Genomic DNA, 24,867 nt, shown 5'->3' on the forward strand with positions numbered 1-24,867 from the left:
GGCCGGATCAGGCGCCGCTGAGCCGGCCGCTCATCCACACCAGGGCCGGCGGGATCTCCCGGCGCCAGGTGTTGAAGTTGTGCGCACCGCTCGGAAGGATGATCGACGAGACCTGGGAGGGCGCCTTGACCTTGCTGATGAACATCTCGGTGTCCGCCAGGTTGCGCTCGCCGGTCCGGGAGCTGGTGACGAGCAGAGACGATTCGCCCTGCGGCAGGTTGTCCAGGCTCCACAGCAGGTCCGACCGGTTTCTGAGCCGGTCGTCGCCGTGGAAGAGGTCGCCGGTCGTCGGGTCCTCGGCCGCCTTGTAGTACGCGGAGAGGCCGACGCCCACCGAGAACCGCTCCGGATGGCGCATCGCGATCTTCAGCGCGCAGTAGCCGCCGGTGGAGTTGCCGATGACGCCCCAGCTGCGCGGCACGTTCTTCACGCGGTAGGCGCGCGACACCTCCGTCGGCACGTCCTCGGCGAGGAAGGTCTCGGTCCGCGGACCGCCGGGGATGTCCACGCACTCGGTGTCCCGTGGTGGCGCCACGGTGGGCCGCAGCATGACCAGGATCATCGGCTGCATCTTGTCGGCCTTGGCCAGCTGCCAGGCGGTCGTCGGGTAGTTGAGCCCCTTGATCAGGTTCTCCGCCACCCCCGGGTAGCCGGTGAGCACCACGGCCGCCGGGAACCGCTGCCGTTTGAACTGCGGCTGGAAGTACTGGGGCGGCAGGTAGACGTACGCGGTGCTGTCGATCCCCGATTTCCGGCCGCTCAGGGCGATTTTCTGGATCTGTCCGGAGACCGAGGGCTGCCGGCTCCCCGGCACGGGGGCGTGCTGGGTGTCCATGACCGTGACGTTCTTGCCGTCGGCCGCCGCCGGGCCCACGACCGCTCCCAGTGGCTGTTCCTGGCCGAAGAGGTCGCCCCAGGTGCCGTAGAAGAGGAAGTACTGGTTGGCCACGAGGGCGACAGCGGCGAAGATGGACACCTGCGTGGCGGCCAGCACCCCGACACGGCCGGCGACGGCCCGCGGCGTACGGCGGGACAGCCGTGGCCACAGCCAGACCGTCAGGACGAACAGCGCAACGGCCAGCACGACCGCCAGAACCAGAACTTTACGGCTGGTAAGACCCATGTCGACCGGAGCTCTTCCGTGAGATTTTCCCGAACACAGCGGAACCCGCACCCCGAAAGCCCCGTCCTAGAGGTCGCAAAATGTCCGGCCCGCGCCAAAGCAGCGGACTCGGACACCACACTCTCTCGCGGAGCCACGGGAAGCGATGTCTGTGACGCTAGATGGGGATAAATCGGGATCGGTTCCGGATCGGATGAATCGTTCGTCGGGCGCGACGGTCACCTCTCTGACCAGGCGTCCACCGGGCCGGGCGCGGCGGCTGTTCGGCGGTCCCCGGCCCGACTCCGTCCCCTGGCTGGTCGGCACCGCGTGCTCGTTCATCGGCCTGGTCGATATCGCCGCCGGTGTCTTCCCCCGCTTCCGCCACAGCCGGATGCACACCCTCGCCGAAGTGCTGCCGGGGGCGCTCGGACCGTTCGCCGCCGCGCTGTCGCTGAGCGTCGGCGTACTCCTGCTGCTGCTCGCGCACGGCCTCAAGCGCCGCAAGCGACGGGCCTGGCGTGCGTCCGTCATCCTGCTGCCGGCCGGAGCCGTCGCGCAATTCGGCTACCGGCACTCGATCGCCGGGGTCGTGCTCTCGCTGGCCCTGCTGGCCCTGCTGCTGCGGCACCGCGGCGAGTTCGCGGCGCTGCCCGACCCGCGCAGCCGGTGGCGAGCACTCGCCAACTTCGTTCTGATGGGCGCGGGCTCGATCGGTCTGGGGCTGATCATCGTCAGCGTCCATCCGCACCGGACCGTGGGCAGTCCCGGCCTGACCGACCGTCTCGAACACGTGCTGTACGGCCTGTTCGGCGCCGAGGGACCGGTCGAGTACAGCGGCACCGTGGACTGGACCGTCGGCTACTCGCTCGGCGCCCTCGGCCTGCTCACCGCGCTCACCACGATCTATCTGGCGTTCCGGCCCGAGCACCCGGCGGCGCGGCTCACCGAGGAGGACGAGCGGCGGCTGCGCGCCCTGCTCGCCCGGCACGGCGCCCGCGACTCCCTCGGCCACTTCGCCCTCCGCCGCGACAAGGGCGTGGTCTTCTCCCCCAGCGGCAAGGCGGCCGTCTGCTACCGCGTGGTCTCCGGAGTGATGCTCGCCAGCGGCGACCCCATCGGCGACGTGGAGGCGTGGCCCGGCGCCATCGAACGCTTCATGGACGAGGCCAAGGCGCACTCCTGGACCCCCGCCGTCATGGGGTGCAGCGAGACCGGCGGCGAGGTCTGGACCCGGGAGACCGGACTCGACGCCCTGGAGCTGGGCGACGAAGCGGTGGTGGACGTGCCGGATTTCTCCCTGCACGGACGCGCCATGCGCAACGTACGCCAGATGGTGAAGCGCATCGAGCGCGCCGGCTACGAAACGCGGGTACGGCGCGTCCGTGACCTCTCCGAAGGAGAGCTGGAGCGGGTCCGCCGCGCCGCCGACGACTGGCGCGGCACCGACACCGAGCGCGGCTTCTCCATGGCGCTCGGCCGGATCGGCGACCCCGCCGACGGCGACTCGGTGATCGCGACCGCCCACAGGCCGGGCGGGGACCCGCCCGGCCCCTACGGCGACCTGAAGGCCGTCCTCCACTTCGTGCCGTGGGGGACGGACGGCATGTCCCTCGACCTGATGCGCCGCGACCGCTCCGCCGACCCCGGCATGAACGAACTGCTGATCGTCGCCGCGCTGCACGCCGCGCCCCAACTGGGCGTGGTGCGGGTCTCGCTCAACTTCGCCATGTTCCGCTCGGCGCTCGCCCGGGGCGAGCGGCTGGGCGCCGGCCCGGTGCTGCGCTGCTGGCGGGGGCTGCTCGTCTTTCTCTCCCGCTGGTTCCAGATCGAGTCGCTGTACAAGTTCAACGCCAAGTTCCAGCCGCGCTGGGAGCCGCGTTACGTGATCTTCCGCTCCACCGGCGACCTGCCCAGGATCGGTCTGGCCGCGATGCGGGCCGAGGGCTTCGTCACGCTGGCGCTGCCGCGCCCGCTGCGCCGCCTCGGCCGCGGACGGCACGACCACCCGTGCGCCCACCCGGCCGCCCTCACAGGGTCCGACCACGAGGTGCGTACCGCCTAGGCGCGGGACGCGGCCCCGCCGCGGGGCCGCGTACCGCGCTTCCTCCGGCCGGGGCACCGGACACCCCATAGGGTGGGCATATGAGTACATTGCGCGGGCGTGGCACGGTCGAAGGGCTCCCCCGGTGGGACCGCTGCGCGGTCATGGGGGTCGTCAATGTGACGCCCGACTCCTTCTCCGACGGCGGACGCTGGTTCGACACCACGGCGGCCGTCAAACGCGGCCTCGGGCTGGCCGCCGAGGGCGCCGACCTGGTGGACGTCGGCGGCGAGTCGACCCGGCCCGGCGCGCCCCGGGTCGACGAGGACGAGGAGCTGCGCCGGGTCGTGCCCGTCGTGCGGGGCCTGGCGTCGGAGGGCGTCACCGTCTCCGTCGACACGATGCGCGCCTCGGTCGCCGAGCGGGCGGTCGCGGCGGGCGCCGTCCTGGTCAACGACGTCAGCGGCGGACTCGCCGACCCCGCGATGGTGCCCGCGGTCGCGGCGGCGGGCGTGCCCTTCGTGGTGATGCACTGGCGCGGCTACAGCGAGCGCATGAACAGCCGCGCCGTCTACACGGACGTCGTCGCCGAGGTCCTCGCCGAGCTGCGGGCCCGGCTGGACGCGGTGATCGCCGGCGGGGTCGCCCCCGAGCGCCTGGTCGTCGATCCCGGTCTGGGCTTCGCCAAGCGGGCGGAGCACGATCTGGCGCTCCTCGCCCACCTGGCCGAGCTGCGGACCCTGGGCCGGCCGCTGCTGGTCGCGGCCTCCCGCAAACGCTTCCTCGGCCATGTCCTCGCGGACGGCGAGGGCGCCCCGCCGCCCGCCCGCGAGCGCGACGCGGCCACCGCCGCCGTCTCCGCGATCGCCGCCCACGAGCGCGCCTGGGCGGTCCGGGTCCACGAGGTACGGGCGACGGCCGACGCGGTACGGGTCGCCCGCGCGGTGGAGGTCGCCGGATGACGGCGCTCACGGACAACGAGCAGGTCGAGCTGGCCAACACGACCTTCTACGAGGCGATGGAACGCGGCGACTTCGAGTCGCTGTCCGGGCTCTGGCTGGACGGCGACGACGAGGGCGTCTCCTGCGTCCACCCGGGCTGGCCCGTGCTCTCCGGCCGCGGCGAGGTGCTGCGCTCGTACGCCCTGATCATGGCGAACACGGAGTACATCCAGTTCTTCCTGACCGATGTCGAGGTGTCCGTCCACTCCGACACCGCCCTCGTCACCTGCACGGAGAACATCCTCAGCGGCGGCCCGGCCGAGGAGAGCGGGGAGCTGGGTCCCCTCGTCGGCCAGCTGGTCGTCGCGACGAACGTGTTCCGGCGTACACCGGAAGGGTGGAAACTCTGGTCGCACCACGGGTCCCCCGTACTGACGGAAACCGATGAGGAACCGGACGAGGAGACACCCGCCTGAGCGGGCCGCCTCGCAGTGGATTGACCGAAGCGCGCCCGGGGTAGGGGCGGGGCTGCGTGCCGGGCGTCACCCCCGAGGGGGAGCACTGTCGGTGCCCGCGGGTAGATTCGAAAGAGGGTGCGGAGCCGTCGGTACGCGGCGTCGCGCCCCTACGACCAACGACAGCAGGAGTGATTCGCGTGGACCGTGTCACGCTGCGCGGCCTCAAAGCCCGTGGGCACCATGGCGTCTTCCCCCGGGAGCGCGAGGAGGGCCAGACCTTCATCGTGGATCTGGTGCTCGGCCTCGACACCCGCCCCGCGGCCGCCGCCGACGATCTGGCGAAGACGGTGCACTACGGGATCGTGGCCGAGGAGGTCGTGGAGGTCGTCCAGGGGGAGCCGGTCGACCTGATCGAGACCCTGGCGGAGCGCATCGCCCAGCGGTGCCTGAAACACGACGGCGTCGAGGAGGTCGAGGTGGTCGTCCACAAACCGGACGCGCCGATCACGGTGCCCTTCGACGATGTGACCGTCACGATCACCCGGAGCCGAGTATGACTGTGTTTTCTGCCAACGGGCCGCAGAGCGACCCGACCGTTCAGCCGGTGCCCGCCTCGGTGGTCGCCCAGGTGGACGCCGCGGACAGCACGCTGTCCAATCCGCAGTGGGCCGTGGTCGCCCTGGGCTCCAACCTCGGCAACCGGCTGGAGACCCTCCAGGGCGCCGTCGACGCCCTGGAGGACACCCCCGGCCTCCGGGTCAAGGCGGTCTCCCCGGTGTACGAGACGGAACCGTGGGGCGTGGACCCCGGCTCCCAGCCGTCGTACTTCAACGCGGTCGCGGTGATCAGGACGACGCTGCCGCCGTCCTCGCTGCTGGAGCGTGGCCAGGCCATCGAGGAAGCCTTCGACCGGGTCCGTGAGGAGCGCTGGGGGCCGCGCACGATCGACGTGGACATCGTGGCCTACGCGGACGTCGTGTCGGACGACCCGCTGCTCACACTCCCCCACCCGAGGGTCCACGAGCGCGCCTTCGTCCTCGCCCCGTGGCACGACGTGGATCCGCAGGCGCTCGTCCCGGGACACGGCCCCGTCGCCGAGCTGCTGGCCGAGGTCGGCCGTACGGGCGTGCGTCCCCGCGCCGATCTGGAACTGCGCCTGCCCGAGTAGTCGTTGTACGGCGAAGTAGGCTCGGCGGATCGGTGCGGGACGGATGAGTACGGCGCGAGGCGGAGGACTTTCTCGGTGAAGCAGTTGCGGATCGGCGTCCTCGCCGGACTGTTCGTGGTGGCGGGTGTGCTGTCGTGGGCCGCCGCCCGGCTCTGGGACGCGTTCGGCACGCTGCCGAGCGTGCCTCTCGCGGCGCCCATCGTGCTGGCGGCGATCGCCGCCGTGCTCTCCGCGACCGCGCTCTCGCTGCGCGCCCGGCTCCGCGCCCAGCGCGAGCGCCGCCCCGAGGCGAAGGGCGTCGATCCGCTCATGGCGGCCAGGGCGGTCGTCTTCGGCCAGGCAAGCGCCCTGGTCGCGGCCCTGGTCAGCGGGGTCTACGGCGGCGCCGGCGTCTTTCTGCTGGGCTCCCTCGACATCCCTGTCCGCCGCGACCAGGCCATCTACGCCGGGTTCTCCGTCCTGGCGGGTATCGCGGTGATCGCCGCGGCGTTCTTCCTGGAGCACGTCTGCAAGCTCCCCGACGACTCCGACGACGACCACCGGGGGAACGGAGCGGCCCCGGCGGGACCGGCGTAGCGGCGGGCGCGACCGGCGGGTCCCGCCCTCAGCGAGCCGCGATCGGACGGGCCGCGGTCAGCGGGCCATGATCAGGCTCATGGCCTCCGCGCGCGTGGCGGGCACCCGCATCTGGCCGCGGACCGCCGAGGTGATCGTCTTGGCACCCGGCTTCCGGACCCCGCGCATGGTCATGCACATGTGCTCGCACTCGACCACCACGATCACCCCGCGCGGATCGAGGATCTCCATCAGGGAGTCGGCGATCTGCGTCGTCAGCCGCTCCTGGACCTGCGGCCGGCGGGCGTAGACGTCCACCAGCCTGGCCAGCTTCGACAGTCCGGTGATCTTCCCCTCGGCGGACGGGATGTAGCCGACATGGGCGACCCCGGTGAACGGCACCAGGTGGTGTTCGCAGGACGACATCACCTCGATGTCCTTCACGAGGACCATCTCGTCGTGCCCCAGGTCGAACGTCGTCGTCAGCACGTCCTCCGGGTTCTGCCGGAGCCCCGCGAAAATCTCCTTGTACGCCCGGGCCACCCGGCCGGGGGTGGCCCGCAGCCCCTCCCGGTCCGGGTCCTCGCCGACCGCGATCAGCAGTTCGCGCACGGCGTCCTCGGCCCGCTTCTCGTCGAACTCGCGGACCGGGCTGGCGCCGTCCAGCGTCACCGGGTCGGTCATGGGGTGCCTCGTTCCTGTGCCGTGCCTGTCGCATGGGCGGTCGTCCGCATACACGGATGCCGCGCCCCCACAGGCTAGAACCTGGGGGACGCGGCATCCATTCCGGGCCCGCTGGGGCGCCCGGGTCAGCTCTCCGGACGGTCCTCGGGAACCGCTTCGGTCGGCGTCTCACCGCTCGTCACCGCGGGGTGGGTGCCGTTCGCACCGGTCGCGCCGTTGGTGAGCGCCAGCTCCTTGGGCGAGAGCACCGGCGGACGCGTCGAAGGGGTACGACGCGACGAACCGGTCCACGCGGGGCGGGAGGGCCGCTTGACGATGGTCGAGAAGACCTCGGCGATCTGCTCCTTGTTGAGCGTCTCCTTCTCCAGGAGCGCCAGGACCAGATTGTCGAGCACGTCACGGTTCTCGACGAGGATCTCCCACGCCTCGTTGTGCGCGGTCTCGATGAGCTTCTTGACCTCTTCGTCGACCAGCGCGGCGACCTCTTCCGAGTAGTCGCGCTGGTGGCCCATCTCACGGCCGACGAACGGTTCGGTGTTGTCGCCGCCGAACTTGATCGCGCCGAGCCGCTCGGTCATGCCGTACTGCGTGACCATCGCGCGGGCCGTGGCCGTGGCCTTCTCGATGTCGTTGGCCGCGCCCGTCGTCGGGTCGTGGAAGACCAGCTCCTCGGCCGCGCGCCCGCCCAGCATGTAGGCGAGCTGGTCGAGCATCTCGTTGCGCGTGGTCGAGTACTTGTCCTCGTCGGGCAGGACCATGGTGTAGCCCAGGGCCCGGCCGCGGGACAGGATCGTGATCTTGTGCACCGGGTCGGAGTTCGGAGACGCCGCGGCGACCAGGGCGTGGCCGCCCTCGTGGTACGCGGTGATCTTCTTTTCCTTCTCGGACATGATCCGGGTCCGCTTCTGCGGGCCCGCCACGACACGGTCGATCGCCTCGTCCAGGGAGTGGTTGTCGACCAGCTTCTTGTCGCTGCGCGCCGTCAGGAGCGCCGCTTCGTTCAGCACGTTCGCCAGATCCGCGCCGGTGAAGCCGGGCGTACGACGGGCCACCGCGCCCAGGTCGACGTCCGGGGAGACCGGCTTGCCCTTCTGGTGGACCTTGAGGATCTCCAGCCGGCCCTGCATGTCCGGGCGGTCGACCGCGATCTGCCGGTCGAAACGTCCCGGGCGCAGCAGCGCCGGGTCGAGGATGTCGGGCCGGTTCGTGGCGGCGATCAGGATGACGCCGCCCTTCACGTCGAAGCCGTCCATCTCGACGAGGAGCTGGTTGAGCGTCTGCTCGCGCTCGTCGTGGCCACCGCCGAGGCCCGCACCGCGGTGCCGGCCGACGGCGTCGATCTCGTCCACGAAGACGATCGCCGGAGCGTTCGCCTTGGCCTGCTCGAAGAGGTCACGCACCCGGGAGGCGCCGACGCCGACGAACATCTCCACGAAGTCCGAGCCGGAGATCGAGTAGAACGGCACCCCGGCCTCACCGGCGACGGCGCGGGCGAGCAGGGTCTTGCCCGTGCCGGGCGGGCCGTAGAGCAGCACGCCCTTCGGGATCTTGGCGCCGACGGCCTGGAACTTGGCCGGTTCCTGGAGGAATTCCTTGATCTCGTGGAGCTCCTCGACAGCCTCGTCGGAGCCCGCCACATCGGCGAAGGTGGTCTTGGGGGTGTCCTTGGTGATGAGTTTGGCCTTGGACTTCCCGAACTGCATGACGCGGGAGCCGCCGCCCTGCATCTGATTCATCAGGAACAGGAAGACCACGACGATCAGCACGAAGGGCAGCAGCGAGAACAGAACCGAGAGGAACGGGCTCTGCTTCGTCGGCGAGACCGTATAGCCCTTGGAGATGTCGCCGTTCTGGAACTTCGTCTGAAGGGTCTGGGCGAGCTGGGAACCCTGGCTGCCGATATAGCTCGCCTGGATCTTGTCGCTGCCCTTGACCTTGACGCCGCTCTTGAGGTCGACCTTGATGACCTGGTCATCACCGGTGGTCAGTTTGACCTGCTCGGCCTGGTTCTTGCTGATCGCCTGGACGACCTCGCCGGTGTCCACCGTCTTGTAGCCGCTGCCCGAGCCGACGACATTCATCAGCACGACCACGGCGAGGACGGCCAGCACGATCCACATGACCGGCCCACGGAAGTATCGCTTCACGTCCATCCATACGAGGCGAAGTCGCCCCGTCCCTCCTGCCCGTAGGTAAATGCTGCTGTGAGAAAAGAGTGTTCTTCGGACGGTACCCCAGCATCATGGCCCGCGACCGCACGGGACGGCTGACAAACCAGTCTTCCCATGCTCCAACGGTGCGAAGAGGGCTGGGGTTCCCGGCCACGACGAAGCCTTTCGGTAACACTTCGCCGCACCGGGGGTGTCCGCCCTCTCCGCTAGCCGCCGTAGACGTGCGGTGCGAGCGTGCCGACGAATGGCATGTTGCGGTACTTCTCCGCGTAATCCAGGCCGTATCCGACGACGAACTCATTGGGAATGTCGAAGCCGATCCATTTCACGTCGATCGCGACCTTTGCGGCATCCGGCTTACGGAGCAGCGTGCAGACCTCCAGCGAGGCCGGCTCCCGGGATCCGAGGTTGGACAGCAGCCACGACAGCGTCAGACCGGAGTCGATGATGTCCTCGACGATCAGGACGTGCTTGCCCTTGATGTCGGTGTCCAGGTCCTTGAGGATCCGGACCACGCCGGAGGACTGGGTGCCCGCCCCGTACGAGGAGACGGCCATCCAGTCCATCGTCACGGGGGTGGACAGGGCACGCGCCAGGTCCGCCATGACCATCACGGCACCCTTGAGAACCCCGACCAGCAGCAGGTCCTTGCCCGCGTACTCCGCGTCGATCTCCGCCGCCAGCTCGGCCAGCTTCGCGTCGATCTCTTCCTTGGTGATGAGCACCGACTGGAGGTCTTTGCCCATGTCCTTGTCGTCCACCCGCATCGCTTTCGTCGTCGGCCAGAGGTCCGGAACCGACCGGTCCCGGAGACACAGCCGTAGTGCATCCGCGCTTCAGCCCTGCCGGATGACCAGTCTGCCACCCTGCCTCCTGGCCTCCACGCGGCCGGGCAGGTTGATGGCTCCCTGGCCGCGCCAGCCGGTGATCAGGCGGTCGACCTCTTCGATGTGCCGGGCGAACAGGGAGCCCGCGGGGGCGCCCGCGGCGATGGCTGCCCTGCGCAGCACCCGGCGGCGGACGGCGGGCGGGAGCGCGTAGAGCTTGGCGCACTCCAGCTGACCCGACTCGTCCCGCACGCCGGCTTCCGCTTCGCGGGCCCAGCCGTCGAGGGCGTCGGCGTCGTCGCGGGAGAGCTGCGCCGTACGGGCCAGGGCCTCGACCACACCCTTGCCCAGCGCCTTCTCCAGCGCGGGCAGCCCTTCGTGGCGCAGCCGTGAACGGGTGTAGGCGGGATCGGAGTTGTGGGGGTCGTCCCAGACGGGGATCGACTGCACCAGGCATGCCTTGCGGGCGGTCTGCCGGTCGAGCCGGAGGAAGGGGCGGCGGTAGCGTCCCGTCGCCCCGGAGACGGCCGCCATGCCGGACAGGGAGCGGGTGCCCGAGCCGCGGGCGAGGCCGAGCAGTACGGTCTCGGCCTGGTCGTCGCGGGTGTGGCCGAGCAGGACGGCGGCCGCCCGGTGGCGCTCGGCGGCGGCGTCGAGCGCGGCGTAGCGCGCGTCACGCGCGGCGGCTTCGGGGCCTCCGTCGCGGCCGACGGTCACCGCGAGCGATTCGACGGGGTCGAGCCGCATCGCGCCGAGCCGGGCGACGACTTCGGCCGCGCGGAGGGCCGAGCCGTCCTGGAGGCCGTGGTCGACGGTGACGGCGCCCGCCCGGACGGAGAGCCGGGGCGCCTCGAAGGCGAGGGCGGAGGCGAGTGCCATGGAGTCCGCGCCGCCCGAGCAGGCGACGAGCACGAGCGGGGGGCCGCCGGGGGCGGAGGGGGAGGCGGAAGGGGAGGCGTGCGGGGAGGTGGCGGAGTGCGTCTCCGCCCGTTCGGTGAGGATGTCGTGGAGTACGCGGCGGACCGCCAGGCGTATCGCCGCGACCGCAGGATGGGGACCCATATCCGGTGCCCTTCGTGATGTTATTTGGGGGGTGCCTCGGTCGGAGTAAGGACGGAGAGCGTCACTCAGAGTGCGTCGATGGTGACAGAACCGAGCCATTACCCGAGCATTGCACGCCTATCCCTCACCCACGGTCCCTCGGATGGGTGATACCTGGGGCGTTCTTCTGCCAAGGGGTCGATTCGGGTCAGGAATCGGCCTTACGGTGCACCCTCGCGACCCAATCCGCCGGTTTGGCGATCTCCGCCTTGGTGGGAAGGGTGTTCGGAGAAGTCCAGACGCGGTTGAAGCCGTCCATGCCGACCTCCTCGACCACGGACCGCACGAACCGCTCCCCGTCCCGGTACTGCCGCAGCTTGGCGTCGAGGCCGAGCATCTTGCGCAGCGCCTGGTCGAGCCGGCCGGCGCCGCTGGCCCTGCGCTGCTGGAACTTCTCGCGGATCTCGGCCACGGAGGGCACGACCTGCGGGCCCACGCCGTCCATCACGAAGTCGGCGTGCCCTTCGAGCAGGGACATCACGGCCGTGAGCCTGCTGAGGATCTCGCGCTGCCCGGGGGTCTGCACCAGCTCGACGATGGAGCGGCCGTCCTCCTCGTCGCGCTCTCCCTCGGGGCGGCCTCCGGAGAGCGACTGGGCGGCTTCGCGGAGCCGTTCGACCACGGTCATCGGGTCGACGTCGGTCTCGTCCAGGAACGACTGGATCTCGCCCTGGAGATGGTCACGGAGCCAGGGCACCCCGGTGAACTGGGTACGGTGCGTCTCCTCGTGGAGGGCGACCCAGAGCCTGAAGTCGTGCGGGTCCACGTCGAGTTCCCGCTCGACGTGGACGATGTTGGGGGCGACGAGCAGCAGCCGGCCGCCACCGTCCGCCGCGGCCGGGAGGTCGCGGGTGGCGGGGGCGAACGTCTCGTACTGGCCGAGCACGCGCGAGGACATGAAGGACAGCAGCATGCCGACCTCGACGCCGGTGACCTTGCCGCCGACCGCGCCGAGCACGGCGCCGCCCGGGGTGCCGGAGCGCCGGTCCTTCATCTTCTCGAACAGCGGCTTGAGCAGCTCGCGGAAGCCGGCGACGTTGGCCTTGACCCAGCCGGCCCGGTCGACGACCAGGACGGGGGTGTCCGGCGGCTCGTGGCCCTCGGGGATCATCCGGGTGTATCCCCGGACGTGCTCCTCCGCGGCCTTGGCGTGGCGCCTCAGCTCGGCGACGATCTCGCGCGCCTCGTCGCGGCTGACCTCGGGTCCCGGGCGCGCGAGGCGGGTCGCGGTCGCCACCGCGAGGTTCCAGTCGACCATCTCTGCACCACCGATGCTCGTCATGCGTCAACCGTACGTGCTGGCATCGCGGAGCGGTGAGGTGAAGGGGACCCGGTTCTTCCCCCGTTTCTCCCTGCTTCTCCCCTAGGGGCCCCAGGGCTCCGGGGGGAGGAACGGCCTCAGCGCCCCCGGCGGCCCGCGTCGGGGTCCCCCGCCGGGACCAGGGCCGCCGAGAGCCGGTCCAGGGCCGCCTGCGCGGTGTCGGGGGCCTCGGTGGAGCCCGCCATGAAGGCGAAGGCCAGCAGCCGCCCCCCGGCGTCCACCGCCGTCCCCGCCAGGGTGTTCACCCCGCTGAGCGTGCCCGTCTTGGCGCGCACCAGCCCGGCCGCCGACGGGGCGTCCGCGTAGCGGGTGCGGAGCGTGCCGGTGAACCGGGCGACGGGCAGTCCGGTCAGGACGGGGCGCAGCTCGGGGTGGTCGGGGGAGGCGGCGCGCACCAGCAGGGCGGTGAGGAGCGAGGCGCTGACCCGGTCCGCGCGGTCGAGTCCGCTGCCGTCGTCCAACACGGCTCCCCGCACGGGCAGTTCGAGCTTCCTGAGCCGGTCCAGGACGGCGCGGCCCGCGCCGTCGAAGCTCGCGGGCTCGCCGGCGGCGAGGGCGGTCTGCCGGGCCAGGGATTCCGCGATGTCGTTGTCGCTCTCGGTCAGGGCCCGTTCGACCAGGGCGGAGAGGGGGCTGGAGTGGATACGGGCGAGGAGCTGCGAACCCTTGGGCGCTCTGCTCCGTTCGGGTGCGCCGGTGGTGCGGACGCCCCGTTCGCGCAGCAGCGCGGCGTAGACCCGGGCGGCGTCGCCGGCCGGGTTCCCGCTGCGCGGCGCCGGTCCGCCGGCCGACGTGTCGAGCCGTCCCTGCCGGGACATCAGCGCGACGACGGGGGCGATGTTGTCGTTGGGGCCGATGGGGTGTTCGCGTGGGCCCGAGTAGAGGGACGTGTCGTAGCGCAGCTCCACCTTGGCGACGCCCCGGTCGCGCAGGGCGCGGACGGTGTCGTCGGCCAGCCGGGCCAGGCCCTCCCGGTCCAGGGTGGCGTCGCCGCCGCCGACCAGGGTGATCCGGCGGCCGTCGGGCGTGGCCCTGACCGTGGTGGCGATGCGGTGGTCGGGGCCGAGCGCGGAGAGCGCGGCGACCATCGTGGCGATCTTGACGGTGGAGGCCGGGGTCATCGGATCGCCCTCGCCCTTCCCGTACAGCCGCTCGCCGGTCGCGACGTCGACCACCGAGGCGGTACGCACCGGGCCGAGCGCGTCCGCGTCGAGGAGCGGCCCGAGGGTCTTCGCGAGCCGGGGGGCGAGTTCCGGCGGGAGTCGTGCGGGCCGTCCCGGCGTCTGGCCGCCGGACGCCTTCCCCTGCCCGGCGGTGGTCGTACCGGCGCCGCCCAGTTCGGCGAGCACGGCGGCGGCGCTGGGGGCGGGCGCGGGGGCGCGGGGGGCGGACCCGTCGTGATCTGCGCCACCCGTACGGCTCTGGGCGACCGCCCACTCCCGCTCGGCCTTACGCTGACCGGAGTCCCACGGGCCGGTCGCGGCCACCACCACGGCGGCGAGCGTCAGGCCGACGACGGCGGAACCCGCCGCGAACTGCCACGCTTTCGGCCCAACCACGGCTGACCAGCCCCTTTCGCGATCACACAGTTGCGTGGGGGACACTTAATCACTGCGCCCTGCCACGAGCGCGGCGCCCCGGCCACCATCCGTCCGTCAGGCCGGGCGTTCGGGGGGTCCTCTCCCGTGTGGACGCAGCATTACCGACATATGTGTTGATCATGGAGGAGCCACCCGTGGAGTTCGACGTCACCATCGAGATCCCGAAGGGTTCGCGGAACAAGTACGAGGTGGACCACGAGACCGGTCGGATCCGCCTCGACCGTCGTCTCTTCACCTCGACGAGTTACCCGGCCGACTACGGCTTCGTCGAGAACACCCTCGGCGAGGACGGCGACCCGCTGGACGCGCTGGTCATCCTGGACGAGCCCACTTTCCCCGGATGCCTCATCAAGTGCCGCGCGATCGGCATGTTCCGGATGACCGACGAGGCCGGCGGCGACGACAAGCTGCTGTGCGTCCCGGCGTCCGACCCCCGGGTGGAGCACCTGCGCGACATCCACCACGTCTCGGAGTTCGACCGGCTGGAGATCCAGCACTTCTTCGAGGTCTACAAGGACCTGGAGCCCGGCAAGTCCGTCGAGGGCGCCGACTGGGTCGGCCGCGCCGAGGCCGAGGCCGAGATCGAGGCGTCGTACAAGCGGCTGGAAGCGCAGGGCGGCGCGCACTGAGCACGCGACTCCCCGTGTGACCGGCGGTTGGCCGGACGGACGACGGGCGGCACACCCCTCGTGGGTGTGCCGCCCGTCCGCGTGTGCCCCGCCATGTCCCTGCCCATACTGGGCAGACGAGGGACCAGCGGGCTCGTCCGTGTGACGTGCGGGCGGGGTGGGCAGGGTGGTGCCGGGCAGGACAGGGAGCGAGGAAGCAGACAGTGGTGGCCGAGCCGGACGGTCCCGAGGACCGAAAGCCTCAGTCGGACGAGGCGCGCAGCGCCTTCACTCCGCCGCTCGGGGTGGAGCAGCCGCCGCTTCCCGAAGACGATCAGCCGACCTCCGAGTTCGCGCTGCCCGAGGGGCTCGAAGGGCTGGTGGAGGTCTCCCCCGAGCCGGAGGGCTCCGCCTTCGACCTGCCGGGCGGTACGCAGCCGAGCGGCCCCGGACCGCTCGGGAGCCCCTCGGGACCGCTCACCCCCACGCACGGCCTCCCGCTGGCGCTGCTGCCGAGGGACGCGCCCTGGCAGGACCGGATGCGCACGCTGCTGCGGATGCCGGTCGGGGACCGTCCCGTGCCGGAGAGGGTGCAGCGGCACGACGACGAGGGGCCCGCCGTGCCCCGCGTGCTGGACCTGACCCTGCGCATCGGCGAACTGCTGCTGGCGGGCGGCGAGGGCGCCGAGGACGTGGAGGCCGCGATGTTCGCGGTCACGCGCGCGTACGGCCTCGACCACTGCGAGCCGACCGTCACCTTCACCCTGCTGTCGATCTCCCACCAGCCGTCGCTGGTGGAGGACCCGGTGACGGCCAGCCGGACGGTCCGCAGGCGGGGTACGGACTACACCCGGCTGTCCGCCGTGTACACGCTGATCGACGACATCACGACCGAGGACACGGACGTCACGCTGGAGGAGGCGTACCGGCGGCTCGCCGAGATCCGCCGTAACCGGCACCCCTACCCCGGCTGGGCGCTCACGGTGGCGAGCGGGGTGCTGGCGGGTTCCGCTTCCGTGCTGGTCGGCGGTGACGCGGTGGTGTTCGCCGCGGCGGCGCTGGGCGCGATGCTCGGCGACCGGCTCGCCTGGCTGTGCGCGGGGCGCGGGCTGCCGGAGTTCTACCAGTTCGTGGTGGCCGCGATGCCGCCCGCCGCGATGGGGGTGGCGCTGACGCTGCTGACTTCGGCCCTGCACTGGGGCGGCCGGCCCTCGGCGGTGATCACCGGTGGGCTGTTCGCGCTGCTGCCGGGGCGTGCGCTGGTGGCGGGGGTGCAGGACGGTCTCACCGGCTACTACATCACCGCGGCCGCGCGGCTCCTGGAAGTCATGTACTTCTTCATCGCGATCGTCATCGGGGTGCTGGTGGTGCTCTATCTGGGGGTGCAGCTGGACGCGCAGCTCAACCCGGACGCGGCGCTGCACACCGTCGAGCGGCCGTGGGTGCAGATCCTGGCGTCGGTGGCGCTCAGCTTCGCCTTCGCGATCCTGCTCCAGCAGGAACGTTCCACGGTGCTGATGGTGTCGCTCAACGGCGGGGTGGCGTGGATCGTCTACGGCGCGATGGCGGACACGGGCAGGATCTCGCCGGTGGCGGCGACGGCGGTGGCGGCGGGTCTGGTGGGGCTGTTCGGCCAGCTGTTCTCGCGCTACCAGTTCGCGTCGGCGCTGCCGTACGTGACGGCGGCGATCGGCCCGCTGCTGCCCGGTTCGGCGACGTACTTCGGGCTGCTGGGCTTCGCGCAGAACGAGCTGGACCGCGGGCTGGCGTCGCTCTCCAAGGCGGTGGCCCTCGCGCTGGCGATCGCGGTGGGGGTGAACCTCGGTGGAGAGGTGTCGCGGCTGTTCCTCAAGGTGCCGGGCTCCGGCCGGGCGTCGAGCCGCCGCGCGGCCAAGCGGACGCGCGGCTTCTGACGCCGGGAGGGGCGCGGGTGCGGGTCAGTACCTGGCGTGCCGGCCGTGCGGGTCACCGGGACCGTCGGGCGAGTCGTCGGGCGCGGCGGGCCCCTGGTGCGTGTGGGGCGCCCGGGGTGCCTGGTACGGGTCGGGAGCCTGGTAACCGCCGGGGCCCTGGTAGCCGTTCGGCTCCTGGTAGCCGCCGGTCTCCTGGTACGGGTTCGGAGTCCCCTGGTACGCGTCGGGGTTCCCCTGATACGGGTTCGGGTGGCCCTGGTACGGGCTCGGGGTCTGCTGGTACGGGTTGGGGTTCTGGTACCCGCCGGAGCCCTGATGGCCGCCCTGCCCCCCCTGCCGCTGGTCCTGATAGCCACCGGGCGCCCCGTAACCGCCCTGCTGCTGCTCCGGGTAGCCGCCGGGGGTCTGGTACGGGTTCGGGGCCTGCTGGCCGCCGGGCGTCCGGTACGGGCCGGGGGCCTGGCCGTCGGCGGGGGCCTGGTAGGGGCCGGGGGTCTGGTACGGGTTCGGGGTCTGCTGACCGCCGGCCTGGCCGCCGCCCTGCGGGCCGGACGGGGCGGACGGGCCGGACGGAGCGGCCGGGACCTTCGGGAACCGCATGGTGTCCGCGCCGGGCGTGCCGGGAGCCGGAGCGCCGGCGACCGCGGCGGCGCCGTACGCCGCCGGGTACGCGTCCGTCGCGGCCGTGCCGGGGCCGACCTGGCCGTCGTCGACGCCGGGCTCCAGCGCCGCCGCCTTCTTCGACTTGGCGCGCGCCCGCAGGAACTCGATCACGATGGGCAGCACCGAGATCAGCACGATCAGGATGAGGATCATCTCGATGTGCTGGTGCACGAACTCGATCTTGCCGAGGGCGGCCCCCAGCAGCGTGACCCCGGCGCCCCAGAGCAGGCCGCCGATGATGTTGAAGGTGATGAACGAGCGGTAGTTCATCCGGCTCACACCGGCGATGATCGGCGTGAACGTACGGATGACCGGGACGAAGCGCGCCAGCACCAGCGACTTGGGGCCGTGCTTCTCGAAGAACTCGTGGGCCTTCTCCACGTTCTCCTGCTTGAACAGCTTGGAGTCGGGCCGCCGGAACAGCGCGGGGCCGACCTTCCGGCCGAAGAGATAGCCGACCTGGTCACCCGCGATCGCCGCGAGCACGACCAGCAGGCAGACCAGCCAGAGCGGGCTCTTGAGCGTGCCCGCCGTCACCAGCAGGCCGGTGGTGAACAGCAGGGAGTCGCCCGGCAGGAAGAAGCCGATGAGAAGACCGGACTCCGCGAAGACGATGACCAGGACACCGATCAGCCCGAAGGTCCCGATCAGATAGTCCGGGTCCAGCCAGCTGGGTCCGAGCGCAAGGGTGGTCACGGGTTCCGGACTCCTGAGTCGTTGGTCGGTCGATCGTCGAATCGGCGTGGTCGGCCGCGCACAAGCTATCAACGCCCGTGCGCACCTACAGGTTCCACCCCGCCCCGGTATCCCGCCTCCGGCCCGCTCCCCCGACCCGCCGTGACCCGCCCCGTACCCGTATCGGCCTCCGCGTCCCTTACGCGCCGCGCGGGAGCCTCCGGCAGGTGCCCGGCCGGGTCCGTTACCCCTCCGTGCGTATCCGTACGGGCCGGTCGTGCGAATCCGTACGGGTGCCGTTGCGGCTCCTCCCGCGACGTGAGGTGCGAGTCCGCCCGCGCGATTACGTTGAGTACGTGACCGCCGACGCTCCGTCCGCTCCCGCCCCCTCCCCCTCCGCGCGCGCCCTGCTCCCCCTGGTCGTGCCCTCGCTGCTGGTGGGGGTGGTCGCGGCGCTGGTGCTGCTGGGGGTGAGCGAGGTCGCGGAGCGGTTCGAGGACGTGCTGTGGAAGACCCTGCCGGACGCCCTCGGGGTGGGTCGCCACTCCGCGCTGTGGATCATCGTGATGCTGACGGCCACCGGGCTCGCGGTGGGGATCGTCGTACGGCGGGTGCCCGGGCACGCCGGGCCCGATCCGGCGACCACCGGGCTCGTCGACGCGCCGATGCCGGCCGGGGTGGTGCCGGGGCTGCTGGTGGTGACCGTACTGGCCCTGGCCGGTGGGGTGAGTCTCGGCCCGGAGAACCCGATCACGGCGGCCAACATCGCGCTCGCGTACTGGCTCGGCCGCAAGGCCGCGCCCGGCACGCCGGCCGCGCTGTGGGTGGGGCTCGGCGCGGCGGGCACGATCGGGGCGCTGTTCGGCACCCCCGTGGCGGCCGCGCTGATCCTCACCGAGACCATGGCCGCGCGGCCGGGGCCCGGCACACTGTGGGACAAGCTGTTCGGGCCGCTGATCGCCGCCGGCGCGGGCGGGCTGACCACGGTGCTGATCGCCCGTCCGACCTTCGACCTCGGCCTGCCCGAGTACACCGGGACCCACTGGGGCGACCTGCTGACGGCTCTGGTGATCGCCCCGGTCGCGGCGGCGCTCGGAATGGCCGCCGTCCGGGCGTTCCCGTACGCGCACGCCCTCTTCCGGCGGCTGCGCCACCCCGGCCTCATGCTCACGGCGGGCGGGCTGGTGCTCGGCCTGCTGGGGGCGCTGGGCGGACCGCTGACCCTCTTCAAGGGGCTGTCGGAGGTCAGGACCCTGGCGGAGCGCCCCGACGGCTGGTCGGCCGGTTCGTTCGCCCTGATGGCCGTGGTGAAACTGGTCGCCCTGCTGACCGCCGCCGCCTGCGGCTTCCGGGGCGGCCGGATCTTCCCCGGCGTCTTCGTCGGAGTGGCCCTCGGCCTGTGCGCCCACGCGCTCGTCCCGGCGGCCCAGCCCGCGCTGGCGGTGGTCTGCGGCGTCCTGGGCATCCTGCTCGCCGTCACCCGGCAGGGGTGGCTGAGCCTGTTCACCGCGGCGGTCATGGTCGCGGACCCGAACATCCTGCCCCTGCTGTGCGTGGCGACCCTGCCGGCCTGGCTGCTGGTCACCGGCCGCCCTCAGATGCAGCTGCGCGAGGACGGCACGGCGCTGCGGTGACCCGGACGTCTCCGCCCGCCGCCCGCCACCACCCGGCGAGCGGCGTCCGGCGAGCATGGCCCGACGAGCACCACCCGGCGGGCGGTATGTCCCGTACGTCCGTATCCTCGCGACGGGGGCCGCCGTGCCCGTCGTCCCAGCGCGAGGAGACCAGCCGATGTCACTCGACCGAGGCACGGACCGGGCGGCGAAGATGCCCGAGGAGGACCGGGCCGAGATGCGCAGGCTGTCGCTCAACCCGTTCTACGGGGAGGCCGACCCGGTGGGCGAGATGACCTCGGCCCCGCCGACGCACCGGCTCCCCGACGGTCCGACCGCTCCCGACACGGCCTATCAGCTGGTCCACGACGAGCTGATGCTCGACGGCAACTCGCGGCTCAACCTGGCCACCTTCGTCACCACCTGGATGGAGCCGCAGGCGACGGTGCTGATGGCGGAGTGCCGCGACAAGAACATGATCGACAAGGACGAGTACCCCCGTACGGCCGAGCTGGAACGGCGCTGCGTGGCGATGCTCGCCGCGCTCTGGAACGCCCCCGACCCGTCCTCGGCGGTCGGATGCTCGACCACCGGGTCGAGCGAGGCGTGCATGCTCGCCGGGATGGCGCTCAAGCGGCGCTGGGCGATCCGCAACGCCGCGCGCTATCCGGGCAGCGCCCGACCGAATCTCGTGATGGGCGTCAACGTCCAGGTCTGCTGGGAGAAGTTCTGCGCCTTCTGGGAGGTGGAGGCGCGCCAAGTCCCCATGGAAGGCGACCGGTTCCATCTCGATCCGCGGGCGGCGGCCGATCTCTGCGACGAGAACACCATCGGCGTCGTGGCCGTGCTGGGCTCCACCTTCGACGGCTCGTACGAACCGGTCGCGGAGCTGTGCGCGGCCCTGGACGCGCTCCAGGAGCGTACGGGTCTCGATGTGCCGGTCCATGTCGACGGCGCCTCCGGCGCGATGATCGCGCCCTTCATCGACGAGGATCTCGTCTGGGACTTCCGGCTGCCCCGCGTCTCCTCGATCAACACCTCGGGGCACAAGTACGGGCTGGTCTACCCGGGTGTCGGCTGGGCGCTGTGGCGCACCCCCGCCGAACTCCCCGAGGAGCTGGTCTTCCGGGTGAACTACCTGGGCGGCGACATGCCCACCTTCGCGCTGAACTTCTCCCGGCCGGGCGCGCAGGTCGTCGCGCAGTACTACACCTTCCTGCGGCTGGGCAGGGACGGCTACCGGGCGGTCCAGCAGACCGCCCGCGACATCGCGAGGGGGCTCGCGGACCGGATCGGGGCGCTGGGTGACTTCCGGCTGCTCACCCGGGGCGACGAGCTGCCCGTGTTCGCGTTCACCACCGCCCCCGGGGTGACGAACTTCGACGTCTTCGACGTCTCCCGGCGGCTGCGCGAACAGGGCTGGCTGGTGCCCGCCTACACCTTCCCGGCGAACCGCCAGGACCTGTCCGTCCTGCGGATCGTCTGCCGCAACGGCTTCTCGGCGGATCTGGCCGCGCTGCTCGTCGCGGATCTGGAACGGGTGCTTCCGGAGCTGCGCCGCCAGGAGCGCCCGCTGAACCGCGACAAGTCGGCCGCGACGGCGTTTCACCACTGAGGGCGTACGGGGACCACCGACGCCCGTCCGGACACGGGCACCCGGTGCCGCCCGCGTCAGCGCCGGTCGCCCTCGTGGGGCGTCCCCGTCGCGTACGGGTTCCTCTCGCCCCCGGTCAGCACCGTCACCAAGGTCTCGCCCTCCCCGGCGAAGGTGTAAGCGCCGCCCTCGACGCGCTCGATCAGACCGCGGGTCCACTCCGCGCCGGCGTCCGCCGAGTGGATCCACAGGTTCATGACCTCGCCGATGTGACCCAGCGGCCCGGGGCCGCCCTCCGGTACGTAGTGCTCGGTCACCTCGGCCCGCCACGCCTCGATCGCGCGCACCCGCGCGCCGAGCAGCTCCACGACCTCGGCCCGCGGCAGGTCGACCATGGCGCCGAGGCCCGCGGAGAGCACGTCCACCTTCTGGTCGTACGAGGTCAGCGACGCGCGCACCAGCCGGAGATACTCCTCGCGGCCGGCCGGCGTCAGCTCGTACTCGGTACGCGGCGGACCGCCCGCCGGGCTCGGCGCGACCTCGTGGGCCAGCAGGAAGCCCTGCTTCGCCAGCTGCTTCAGCGCGTGGTAGATCGATCCCGGCTTGGCGTTGGACCACTCGTGGGCACCCCAGAACTCCAGGTCGTTGCGGACCTGGTAACCGTGGGCGCGCCCGTGCTGGCGGACCGCGCAGAGCACCAGCAGACGGATCGCTGACATCCCCCCAGATTAGGCCCTGCCCCGGTGCCCTCCCCCGGCGCCGCCGGGGTCGTCGGGGAGAGTTCGACGGGCCGGCGCGAGCCGCTCGTACACCGTCACCCGCCGGCCCCGGACCTGCCGGTCGGCCACCGCCGTGAAGTGCTCCTCCAGCACGGCGAGCTTCGTTCTGTCCCGCCGCGCCGTCACCGGCCTCGCCACCCGGGCCGCGTCCGTCACCAGCAGTATCCGCCGCTGGGCCAGCATCGCCGCCCTGATGCGGTCCGGGTCCGCCTCCACGCCCTTGAGCGTCCCGGAGTCCTCCGGACTCTCGGTCAGAGCGATGTCCCGCAGACCGGCGAAGGCGGCCGGGGAGACGGATTTGGTGTCCCGGCGCGCCGACGGGACGAAGAGGACCGCGCTTCCGCTCTCCGTCATGCGCCGCACGTCCGACGCTATGGCCACGACATCGTCCACCCGGCTCGCCGGGGAGCGTTTGGCCAGCGACTGCGGCAGCAGCGCCGACGCCGCCACGGCGAGCGCCACCGGAAGAATCCACGCGGACGCTCGCGGGAACCGGGGCCGGGCCGCCCGTGTCGCCGCGCCGACGAACGTGCCGGTCAGCAGGGCCAGGCCCAGCAGGCTGAAGAGGACGTACCGGTCCAGGAACAGCGGCTGGACCAGGGAAAGAGCGATGAGGCCGAGCTGTGGCACCGCGAGCAACGGCAGCCCCACGGCCGCCACCGACAGCCGGCCGACCGCGGGCCGGTCCAGCAGCGCGCCGGCGCCACCGATCAGCAGCAGGACGCCGGGGCCGATCAGCATGTGCCAGGTCAGCGGCGGAATCCAGGACACCTGTGCGGACTGGCCCCGGCTGAAGAGAACCAACGGCAGCGCGCACACCACCGCCGCCGAGGCGGCCGTCGCCCAGCGCCTCCACACCCCGCGCCCGGCCCGCGTCCAGGCCAGGGTCGCCAGGTGCGCCGGCAGCATCAGCAGCGAGAGCCAGTTCAGCGCCCCGCACAGCAGGACGGTGCCGCCGTAGGCGACCCAGTGCGCCGTCCGGGCCCGCCCCTGGAGCGCGGACACGAGCAGCAGGGTCGAGATCCCGGCCCCGGCCGCGACCAGCGCGTACGGCCGGCCCTCCTGGAGGTAGAACTGCACGGCCGGCAGCAGCCCGAACGCCAGCCCTCCCGTCAGCCCCGCGTACCCCCCGGCCAGCCGGTGCCCGACGACCGCCACGCACCCCGCCGCCACCGCCGTGGCCAGCACCGAGGGCAGCCGCAGGACCGTGGTGCCGGGACCGAAGCACGCGAACAGCCCGTGCATCAACAGGTAGTAGACCCCGTGCACGACATCGACGTTCCCCAGCATCCGGCATATCTCGGCGGTGGAGCGCTGGGCCACCTGCCAGGTCGCGGCCTCGTCCCGCCACACGCTGCCCTGCCGGGACAGCCCCCACAGGCCGAGGGCGACCGTCCACAGCGCCGGGATCAGCCAGACGAGAACGCGGCGCCGCGAGGACGCCGTTGGAGATATCACGAAGGTGGTTCCGCCCCCTGGACAACAGTACGAGGCCCGCTGGTCCGTCCATGGACGGACCAGCGGGCCTCCCCCACCCTAGAGCGGAAACTCCGAACGGCCGTGCTGCACCGAGATCCACTTCTGCGTCGTGAACGCCTCCAGCGCCGAGTCCCCGTTGAGCCGGCCGAGGCCCGAGGCGTTCTCGCCGCCGAAGGCCACCATCGGCTCGTCGAGCACGGTCGTGCCGTTGACATGGATCATGCCGGCGACGATCCGCTCGGCGAACGCGACGCCCCGCTCCACCCGAGCGGTGTGGACGGCGCCGCTCAGCCCGTACGGAGTGGCGTTGGCCAGCCGTACCGCCTCGTCCTCGCCGTCGAACGGGACCAGCAGCACCACAGGACCGAAGATCTCCTGCCGCATGAGCGGGGAGTCGGGCCGCAGACCGGTCAGTACGGTCGGCTCCACGAGGTTGCCGCGGGTGTTCCCCCGGACGAGCGCGGTCGCGCCCTCCGCGAGCGCCTGGTCCACCAGCGCGGTCAGGGCGTCCGCGTGGGAGCTGTTGATGACCGGGCCGATCCGGGTCTCGGGGTCGCGCGGGTCGCCGGTCCTGAGCGCCGCCACCTTCGCCACGAACCTCCGCGTGAACTCCCGCTCCACCGCGCGGTCCACCAGCACCCGGTTGGCGGCCATGCAGATCTGGCCCTGGTAGAAGAAGCGGCTGAAGACCGCGGCGTCCACCGCGTAGTCGATCCCGGCCTCGTCCAGATCGTCCAGGACCACCAGCGCGCTGTTGCCGCTCAGTTGGAGCAGCGCCCGCTTGAAGTGGCCGCCGGCGACGGCCCCGACATGGCGGCCCACCCGGTCCGAGCCAGCGAAGGAGATCACCTTGGGGACGGGGTGCTCGATGAGCGCGTCGCCGATCTCCGCGATGTCCGTGACCACCACGTTGAGCAGTCCGGCGGGCAGTCCCGCGTCCGCGAAGAGTCCGGCTATCAGCCCGCCGCCCGTCACCGGGGCGTTCTGATTGGGCTTGATCACCACGGCGTTGCCGAGGGCCAGCGCGGGCGCCACCGACTTGAGCGTCACCAGGAAGGGGAAGTTGAAGGGGCTGATCACCCCGACGACACCGACCGGCAGCCGGTGGACGCGGTTCTCCCTGCCGTCGACCGGGGAGGGCATGATCCGGGCCTCGCAGCGCAGCGCGAGCCGGACGGCCTCGCGCAGGAACTCACCGGCGGCGCCGACCTCGTACAGCGCCTTGGCACGCGTACCGCCCGACTCGTCGATGATCGCCTCGACGATGTCGTCGGCGCGCTCCTCGACCAGCAGCAGCACCCGTTCCAGAACGGCCCTGCGGGTGTACGGGTTGGTCGCGGCCCAACCGGGCTGCGCGCGCTCGGCCGCGCGGTACGCCTCGTCCACCTCGCGGGCCGTGGCGACCGTGATGGCGGCGAGCTTCTCCCCGTTGTACGGGTTGAAGTCGATGATGTCCCACGAGCCGCTGCCGGTCCGCCACTCGCCGTCGATGTACTGATGCGCCAAGTCGGTGAAGTAGGACATGCGATCCCTTACTGCGGGTGCTACAGGCGGGAACTCCTGATGTGTT

Annotated in this window: 21 protein-coding genes; 10 read left to right on the top strand and 11 right to left on the bottom strand. The window is 71.9% G+C overall.

The features are described 5' to 3' along the window. Positions 1-7 precede the first annotated feature (7 nt). Entirely contained in the window at positions 8-1,123 is a 1,116-nt protein-coding gene (locus ACFY6S_RS25805; RefSeq protein ID WP_388827605.1) for an alpha/beta hydrolase, read from the bottom strand. A gap of 193 nt (positions 1,124-1,316) precedes the next feature. On the opposite strand from ACFY6S_RS25805, the gene ACFY6S_RS25810 reads away from it, so the two are divergent. The 6 genes from ACFY6S_RS25810 to ACFY6S_RS25835 all read left to right on the top strand — a co-directional run bounded on the left by ACFY6S_RS25810 (position 1,317) and on the right by ACFY6S_RS25835 (position 6,289). After that, positions 1,317-3,167 (top strand): phosphatidylglycerol lysyltransferase domain-containing protein, encoded by a 1,851-nt coding sequence (locus ACFY6S_RS25810; RefSeq protein ID WP_388827602.1) that lies wholly within the window; start codon positions 1,317-1,319, stop codon positions 3,165-3,167. A gap of 80 nt (positions 3,168-3,247) precedes the next feature. Further along, positions 3,248-4,108, top strand: coding sequence for a dihydropteroate synthase (gene folP, locus ACFY6S_RS25815; protein ID WP_388827599.1), 861 nt, complete (start codon positions 3,248-3,250; stop codon positions 4,106-4,108). Further along, positions 4,105-4,563: a nuclear transport factor 2 family protein gene (locus ACFY6S_RS25820; RefSeq protein ID WP_388827596.1), complete on the top strand. Its 459-nt coding sequence runs from the start codon at positions 4,105-4,107 to the stop codon at positions 4,561-4,563. Before folP ends, ACFY6S_RS25820 begins: the two co-directional genes overlap by 4 nt. Before the next feature lie 179 nt (positions 4,564-4,742). Continuing rightward, the gene (gene folB, locus ACFY6S_RS25825; protein ID WP_388827593.1) at positions 4,743-5,102 is read left to right on the top strand and encodes a dihydroneopterin aldolase; all 360 of its coding nucleotides are present in this window, start codon (positions 4,743-4,745) and stop codon (positions 5,100-5,102) included. Next, the gene (folK, locus tag ACFY6S_RS25830; RefSeq protein ID WP_388827590.1) at positions 5,099-5,713 is read left to right on the top strand and encodes a 2-amino-4-hydroxy-6-hydroxymethyldihydropteridine diphosphokinase; all 615 of its coding nucleotides are present in this window, start codon (positions 5,099-5,101) and stop codon (positions 5,711-5,713) included. The genes folB and folK overlap by 4 nt, the downstream gene beginning before the upstream one ends. 75 nt (positions 5,714-5,788) lie before the next feature. After that, entirely contained in the window at positions 5,789-6,289 is a 501-nt protein-coding gene (locus ACFY6S_RS25835) for a DUF3180 domain-containing protein (RefSeq protein WP_388827587.1), read from the top strand. Positions 6,290-6,346: 57 nt separating this feature from the next. Here the strand turns inward: ACFY6S_RS25835 and folE are convergent, their stop codons facing one another. The 6 genes from folE to dacB all read right to left on the bottom strand — a co-directional run bounded on the left by folE (position 6,347) and on the right by dacB (position 13,931). Then, positions 6,347-6,952, bottom strand: a complete 606-nt coding sequence (gene folE / locus ACFY6S_RS25840) for a GTP cyclohydrolase I FolE (protein ID WP_388827584.1) — start codon at positions 6,950-6,952, stop codon at positions 6,347-6,349. A gap of 125 nt (positions 6,953-7,077) precedes the next feature. Further along, the gene (gene ftsH / locus ACFY6S_RS25845; RefSeq protein WP_388827581.1) at positions 7,078-9,105 is read right to left on the bottom strand and encodes an ATP-dependent zinc metalloprotease FtsH; all 2,028 of its coding nucleotides are present in this window, start codon (positions 9,103-9,105) and stop codon (positions 7,078-7,080) included. 224 nt (positions 9,106-9,329) lie between these two features. Further along, positions 9,330-9,890 (bottom strand): hypoxanthine phosphoribosyltransferase, encoded by a 561-nt coding sequence (gene hpt, locus ACFY6S_RS25850; RefSeq protein WP_388827578.1) that lies wholly within the window; start codon positions 9,888-9,890, stop codon positions 9,330-9,332. 69 nt (positions 9,891-9,959) lie between these two features. Then, positions 9,960-11,012 (bottom strand): tRNA lysidine(34) synthetase TilS, encoded by a 1,053-nt coding sequence (tilS, locus tag ACFY6S_RS25855; protein ID WP_388827575.1) that lies wholly within the window; start codon positions 11,010-11,012, stop codon positions 9,960-9,962. A 187-nt stretch (positions 11,013-11,199) separates the two neighbouring features. Further along, positions 11,200-12,333, bottom strand: a complete 1,134-nt coding sequence (locus ACFY6S_RS25860) for a zinc-dependent metalloprotease (RefSeq protein WP_388827572.1) — start codon at positions 12,331-12,333, stop codon at positions 11,200-11,202. Between the two features lie 116 nt (positions 12,334-12,449). Further along, positions 12,450-13,931 carry a D-alanyl-D-alanine carboxypeptidase/D-alanyl-D-alanine-endopeptidase gene (gene dacB / locus ACFY6S_RS25865; protein ID WP_388827569.1) on the bottom strand — a complete coding sequence of 494 codons (1,482 nt, stop codon included), beginning with the start codon at positions 13,929-13,931 and terminating at the stop codon, positions 12,450-12,452. A gap of 176 nt (positions 13,932-14,107) precedes the next feature. Here dacB and ACFY6S_RS25870 point away from each other — a divergent pair, with 176 nt between their 5' ends. Beyond that, positions 14,108-14,602 carry an inorganic diphosphatase gene (locus ACFY6S_RS25870; protein WP_003968257.1) on the top strand — a complete coding sequence of 165 codons (495 nt, stop codon included), beginning with the start codon at positions 14,108-14,110 and terminating at the stop codon, positions 14,600-14,602. Positions 14,603-14,805: 203 nt separating this feature from the next. Beyond that, positions 14,806-16,494 carry a threonine/serine exporter family protein gene (locus tag ACFY6S_RS25875; protein ID WP_388827566.1) on the top strand — a complete coding sequence of 563 codons (1,689 nt, stop codon included), beginning with the start codon at positions 14,806-14,808 and terminating at the stop codon, positions 16,492-16,494. Between the two features lie 24 nt (positions 16,495-16,518). Here ACFY6S_RS25875 and ACFY6S_RS25880 read toward each other — a convergent pair whose 3' ends face one another. After that, the gene (locus ACFY6S_RS25880; RefSeq protein WP_388827563.1) at positions 16,519-17,853 is read right to left on the bottom strand and encodes a VTT domain-containing protein; all 1,335 of its coding nucleotides are present in this window, start codon (positions 17,851-17,853) and stop codon (positions 16,519-16,521) included. Between the two features lie 335 nt (positions 17,854-18,188). On the opposite strand from ACFY6S_RS25880, the gene ACFY6S_RS25885 reads away from it, so the two are divergent. Both ACFY6S_RS25885 and ACFY6S_RS25890 read left to right on the top strand, forming a co-directional pair. Then, the gene (locus ACFY6S_RS25885) at positions 18,189-19,466 is read left to right on the top strand and encodes an ion channel protein (RefSeq protein ID WP_388827560.1); all 1,278 of its coding nucleotides are present in this window, start codon (positions 18,189-18,191) and stop codon (positions 19,464-19,466) included. A 193-nt stretch (positions 19,467-19,659) separates the two neighbouring features. Then, positions 19,660-21,060, top strand: coding sequence for a glutamate decarboxylase (locus ACFY6S_RS25890; protein WP_388827775.1), 1,401 nt, complete (start codon positions 19,660-19,662; stop codon positions 21,058-21,060). A gap of 56 nt (positions 21,061-21,116) precedes the next feature. Here the strand turns inward: ACFY6S_RS25890 and ACFY6S_RS25895 are convergent, their stop codons facing one another. From ACFY6S_RS25895 to ACFY6S_RS25905, 3 genes are all read right to left on the bottom strand, one after another. Next, positions 21,117-21,758: a PadR family transcriptional regulator gene (locus ACFY6S_RS25895; protein ID WP_388827557.1), complete on the bottom strand. Its 642-nt coding sequence runs from the start codon at positions 21,756-21,758 to the stop codon at positions 21,117-21,119. A 9-nt stretch (positions 21,759-21,767) separates the two neighbouring features. After that, positions 21,768-23,276 carry a hypothetical protein gene (locus tag ACFY6S_RS25900; RefSeq protein ID WP_388827554.1) on the bottom strand — a complete coding sequence of 503 codons (1,509 nt, stop codon included), beginning with the start codon at positions 23,274-23,276 and terminating at the stop codon, positions 21,768-21,770. Positions 23,277-23,354: 78 nt separating this feature from the next. After that, on the bottom strand, positions 23,355-24,821 hold the full coding sequence (locus ACFY6S_RS25905) for an aldehyde dehydrogenase family protein (RefSeq protein ID WP_388827551.1): 1,467 nt from the start codon (positions 24,819-24,821) through the stop codon (positions 23,355-23,357). Between the last annotated feature and the right edge of the window lie 46 nt (positions 24,822-24,867).

Origin of the sequence: Streptomyces sp. NPDC012835, from assembly GCF_042900885.1 — a bacterium.
Taxonomy (GTDB): Bacteria; Actinomycetota; Actinomycetes; order Streptomycetales; family Streptomycetaceae; genus Streptomyces.

Coding starts and splice junctions, on each gene's coding strand:
- hpt (WP_388827578.1), bottom strand. CDS start 9,890: ATGCGGGTGGACGACAAGGACATGGGCAAAGACCTCCAGTCGGTGCTC.
- folK (WP_388827590.1), top strand. CDS start 5,099: ATGACTGTGTTTTCTGCCAACGGGCCGCAGAGCGACCCGACCGTTCAG.
- ACFY6S_RS25895 (WP_388827557.1), bottom strand. CDS start 21,758: ATGTCAGCGATCCGTCTGCTGGTGCTCTGCGCGGTCCGCCAGCACGGG.
- tilS (WP_388827575.1), bottom strand. CDS start 11,012: ATGGGTCCCCATCCTGCGGTCGCGGCGATACGCCTGGCGGTCCGCCGC.
- ACFY6S_RS25905 (WP_388827551.1), bottom strand. CDS start 24,821: ATGTCCTACTTCACCGACTTGGCGCATCAGTACATCGACGGCGAGTGG.
- folE (WP_388827584.1), bottom strand. CDS start 6,952: ATGACCGACCCGGTGACGCTGGACGGCGCCAGCCCGGTCCGCGAGTTC.
- folP (WP_388827599.1), top strand. CDS start 3,248: ATGAGTACATTGCGCGGGCGTGGCACGGTCGAAGGGCTCCCCCGGTGG.
- ftsH (WP_388827581.1), bottom strand. CDS start 9,105: ATGGACGTGAAGCGATACTTCCGTGGGCCGGTCATGTGGATCGTGCTG.
- ACFY6S_RS25820 (WP_388827596.1), top strand. CDS start 4,105: ATGACGGCGCTCACGGACAACGAGCAGGTCGAGCTGGCCAACACGACC.
- ACFY6S_RS25860 (WP_388827572.1), bottom strand. CDS start 12,333: ATGACGAGCATCGGTGGTGCAGAGATGGTCGACTGGAACCTCGCGGTG.
- ACFY6S_RS25805 (WP_388827605.1), bottom strand. CDS start 1,123: ATGGGTCTTACCAGCCGTAAAGTTCTGGTTCTGGCGGTCGTGCTGGCC.
- ACFY6S_RS25890 (WP_388827775.1), top strand. CDS start 19,660: ATGCCCGAGGAGGACCGGGCCGAGATGCGCAGGCTGTCGCTCAACCCG.
- ACFY6S_RS25810 (WP_388827602.1), top strand. CDS start 1,317: ATGAATCGTTCGTCGGGCGCGACGGTCACCTCTCTGACCAGGCGTCCA.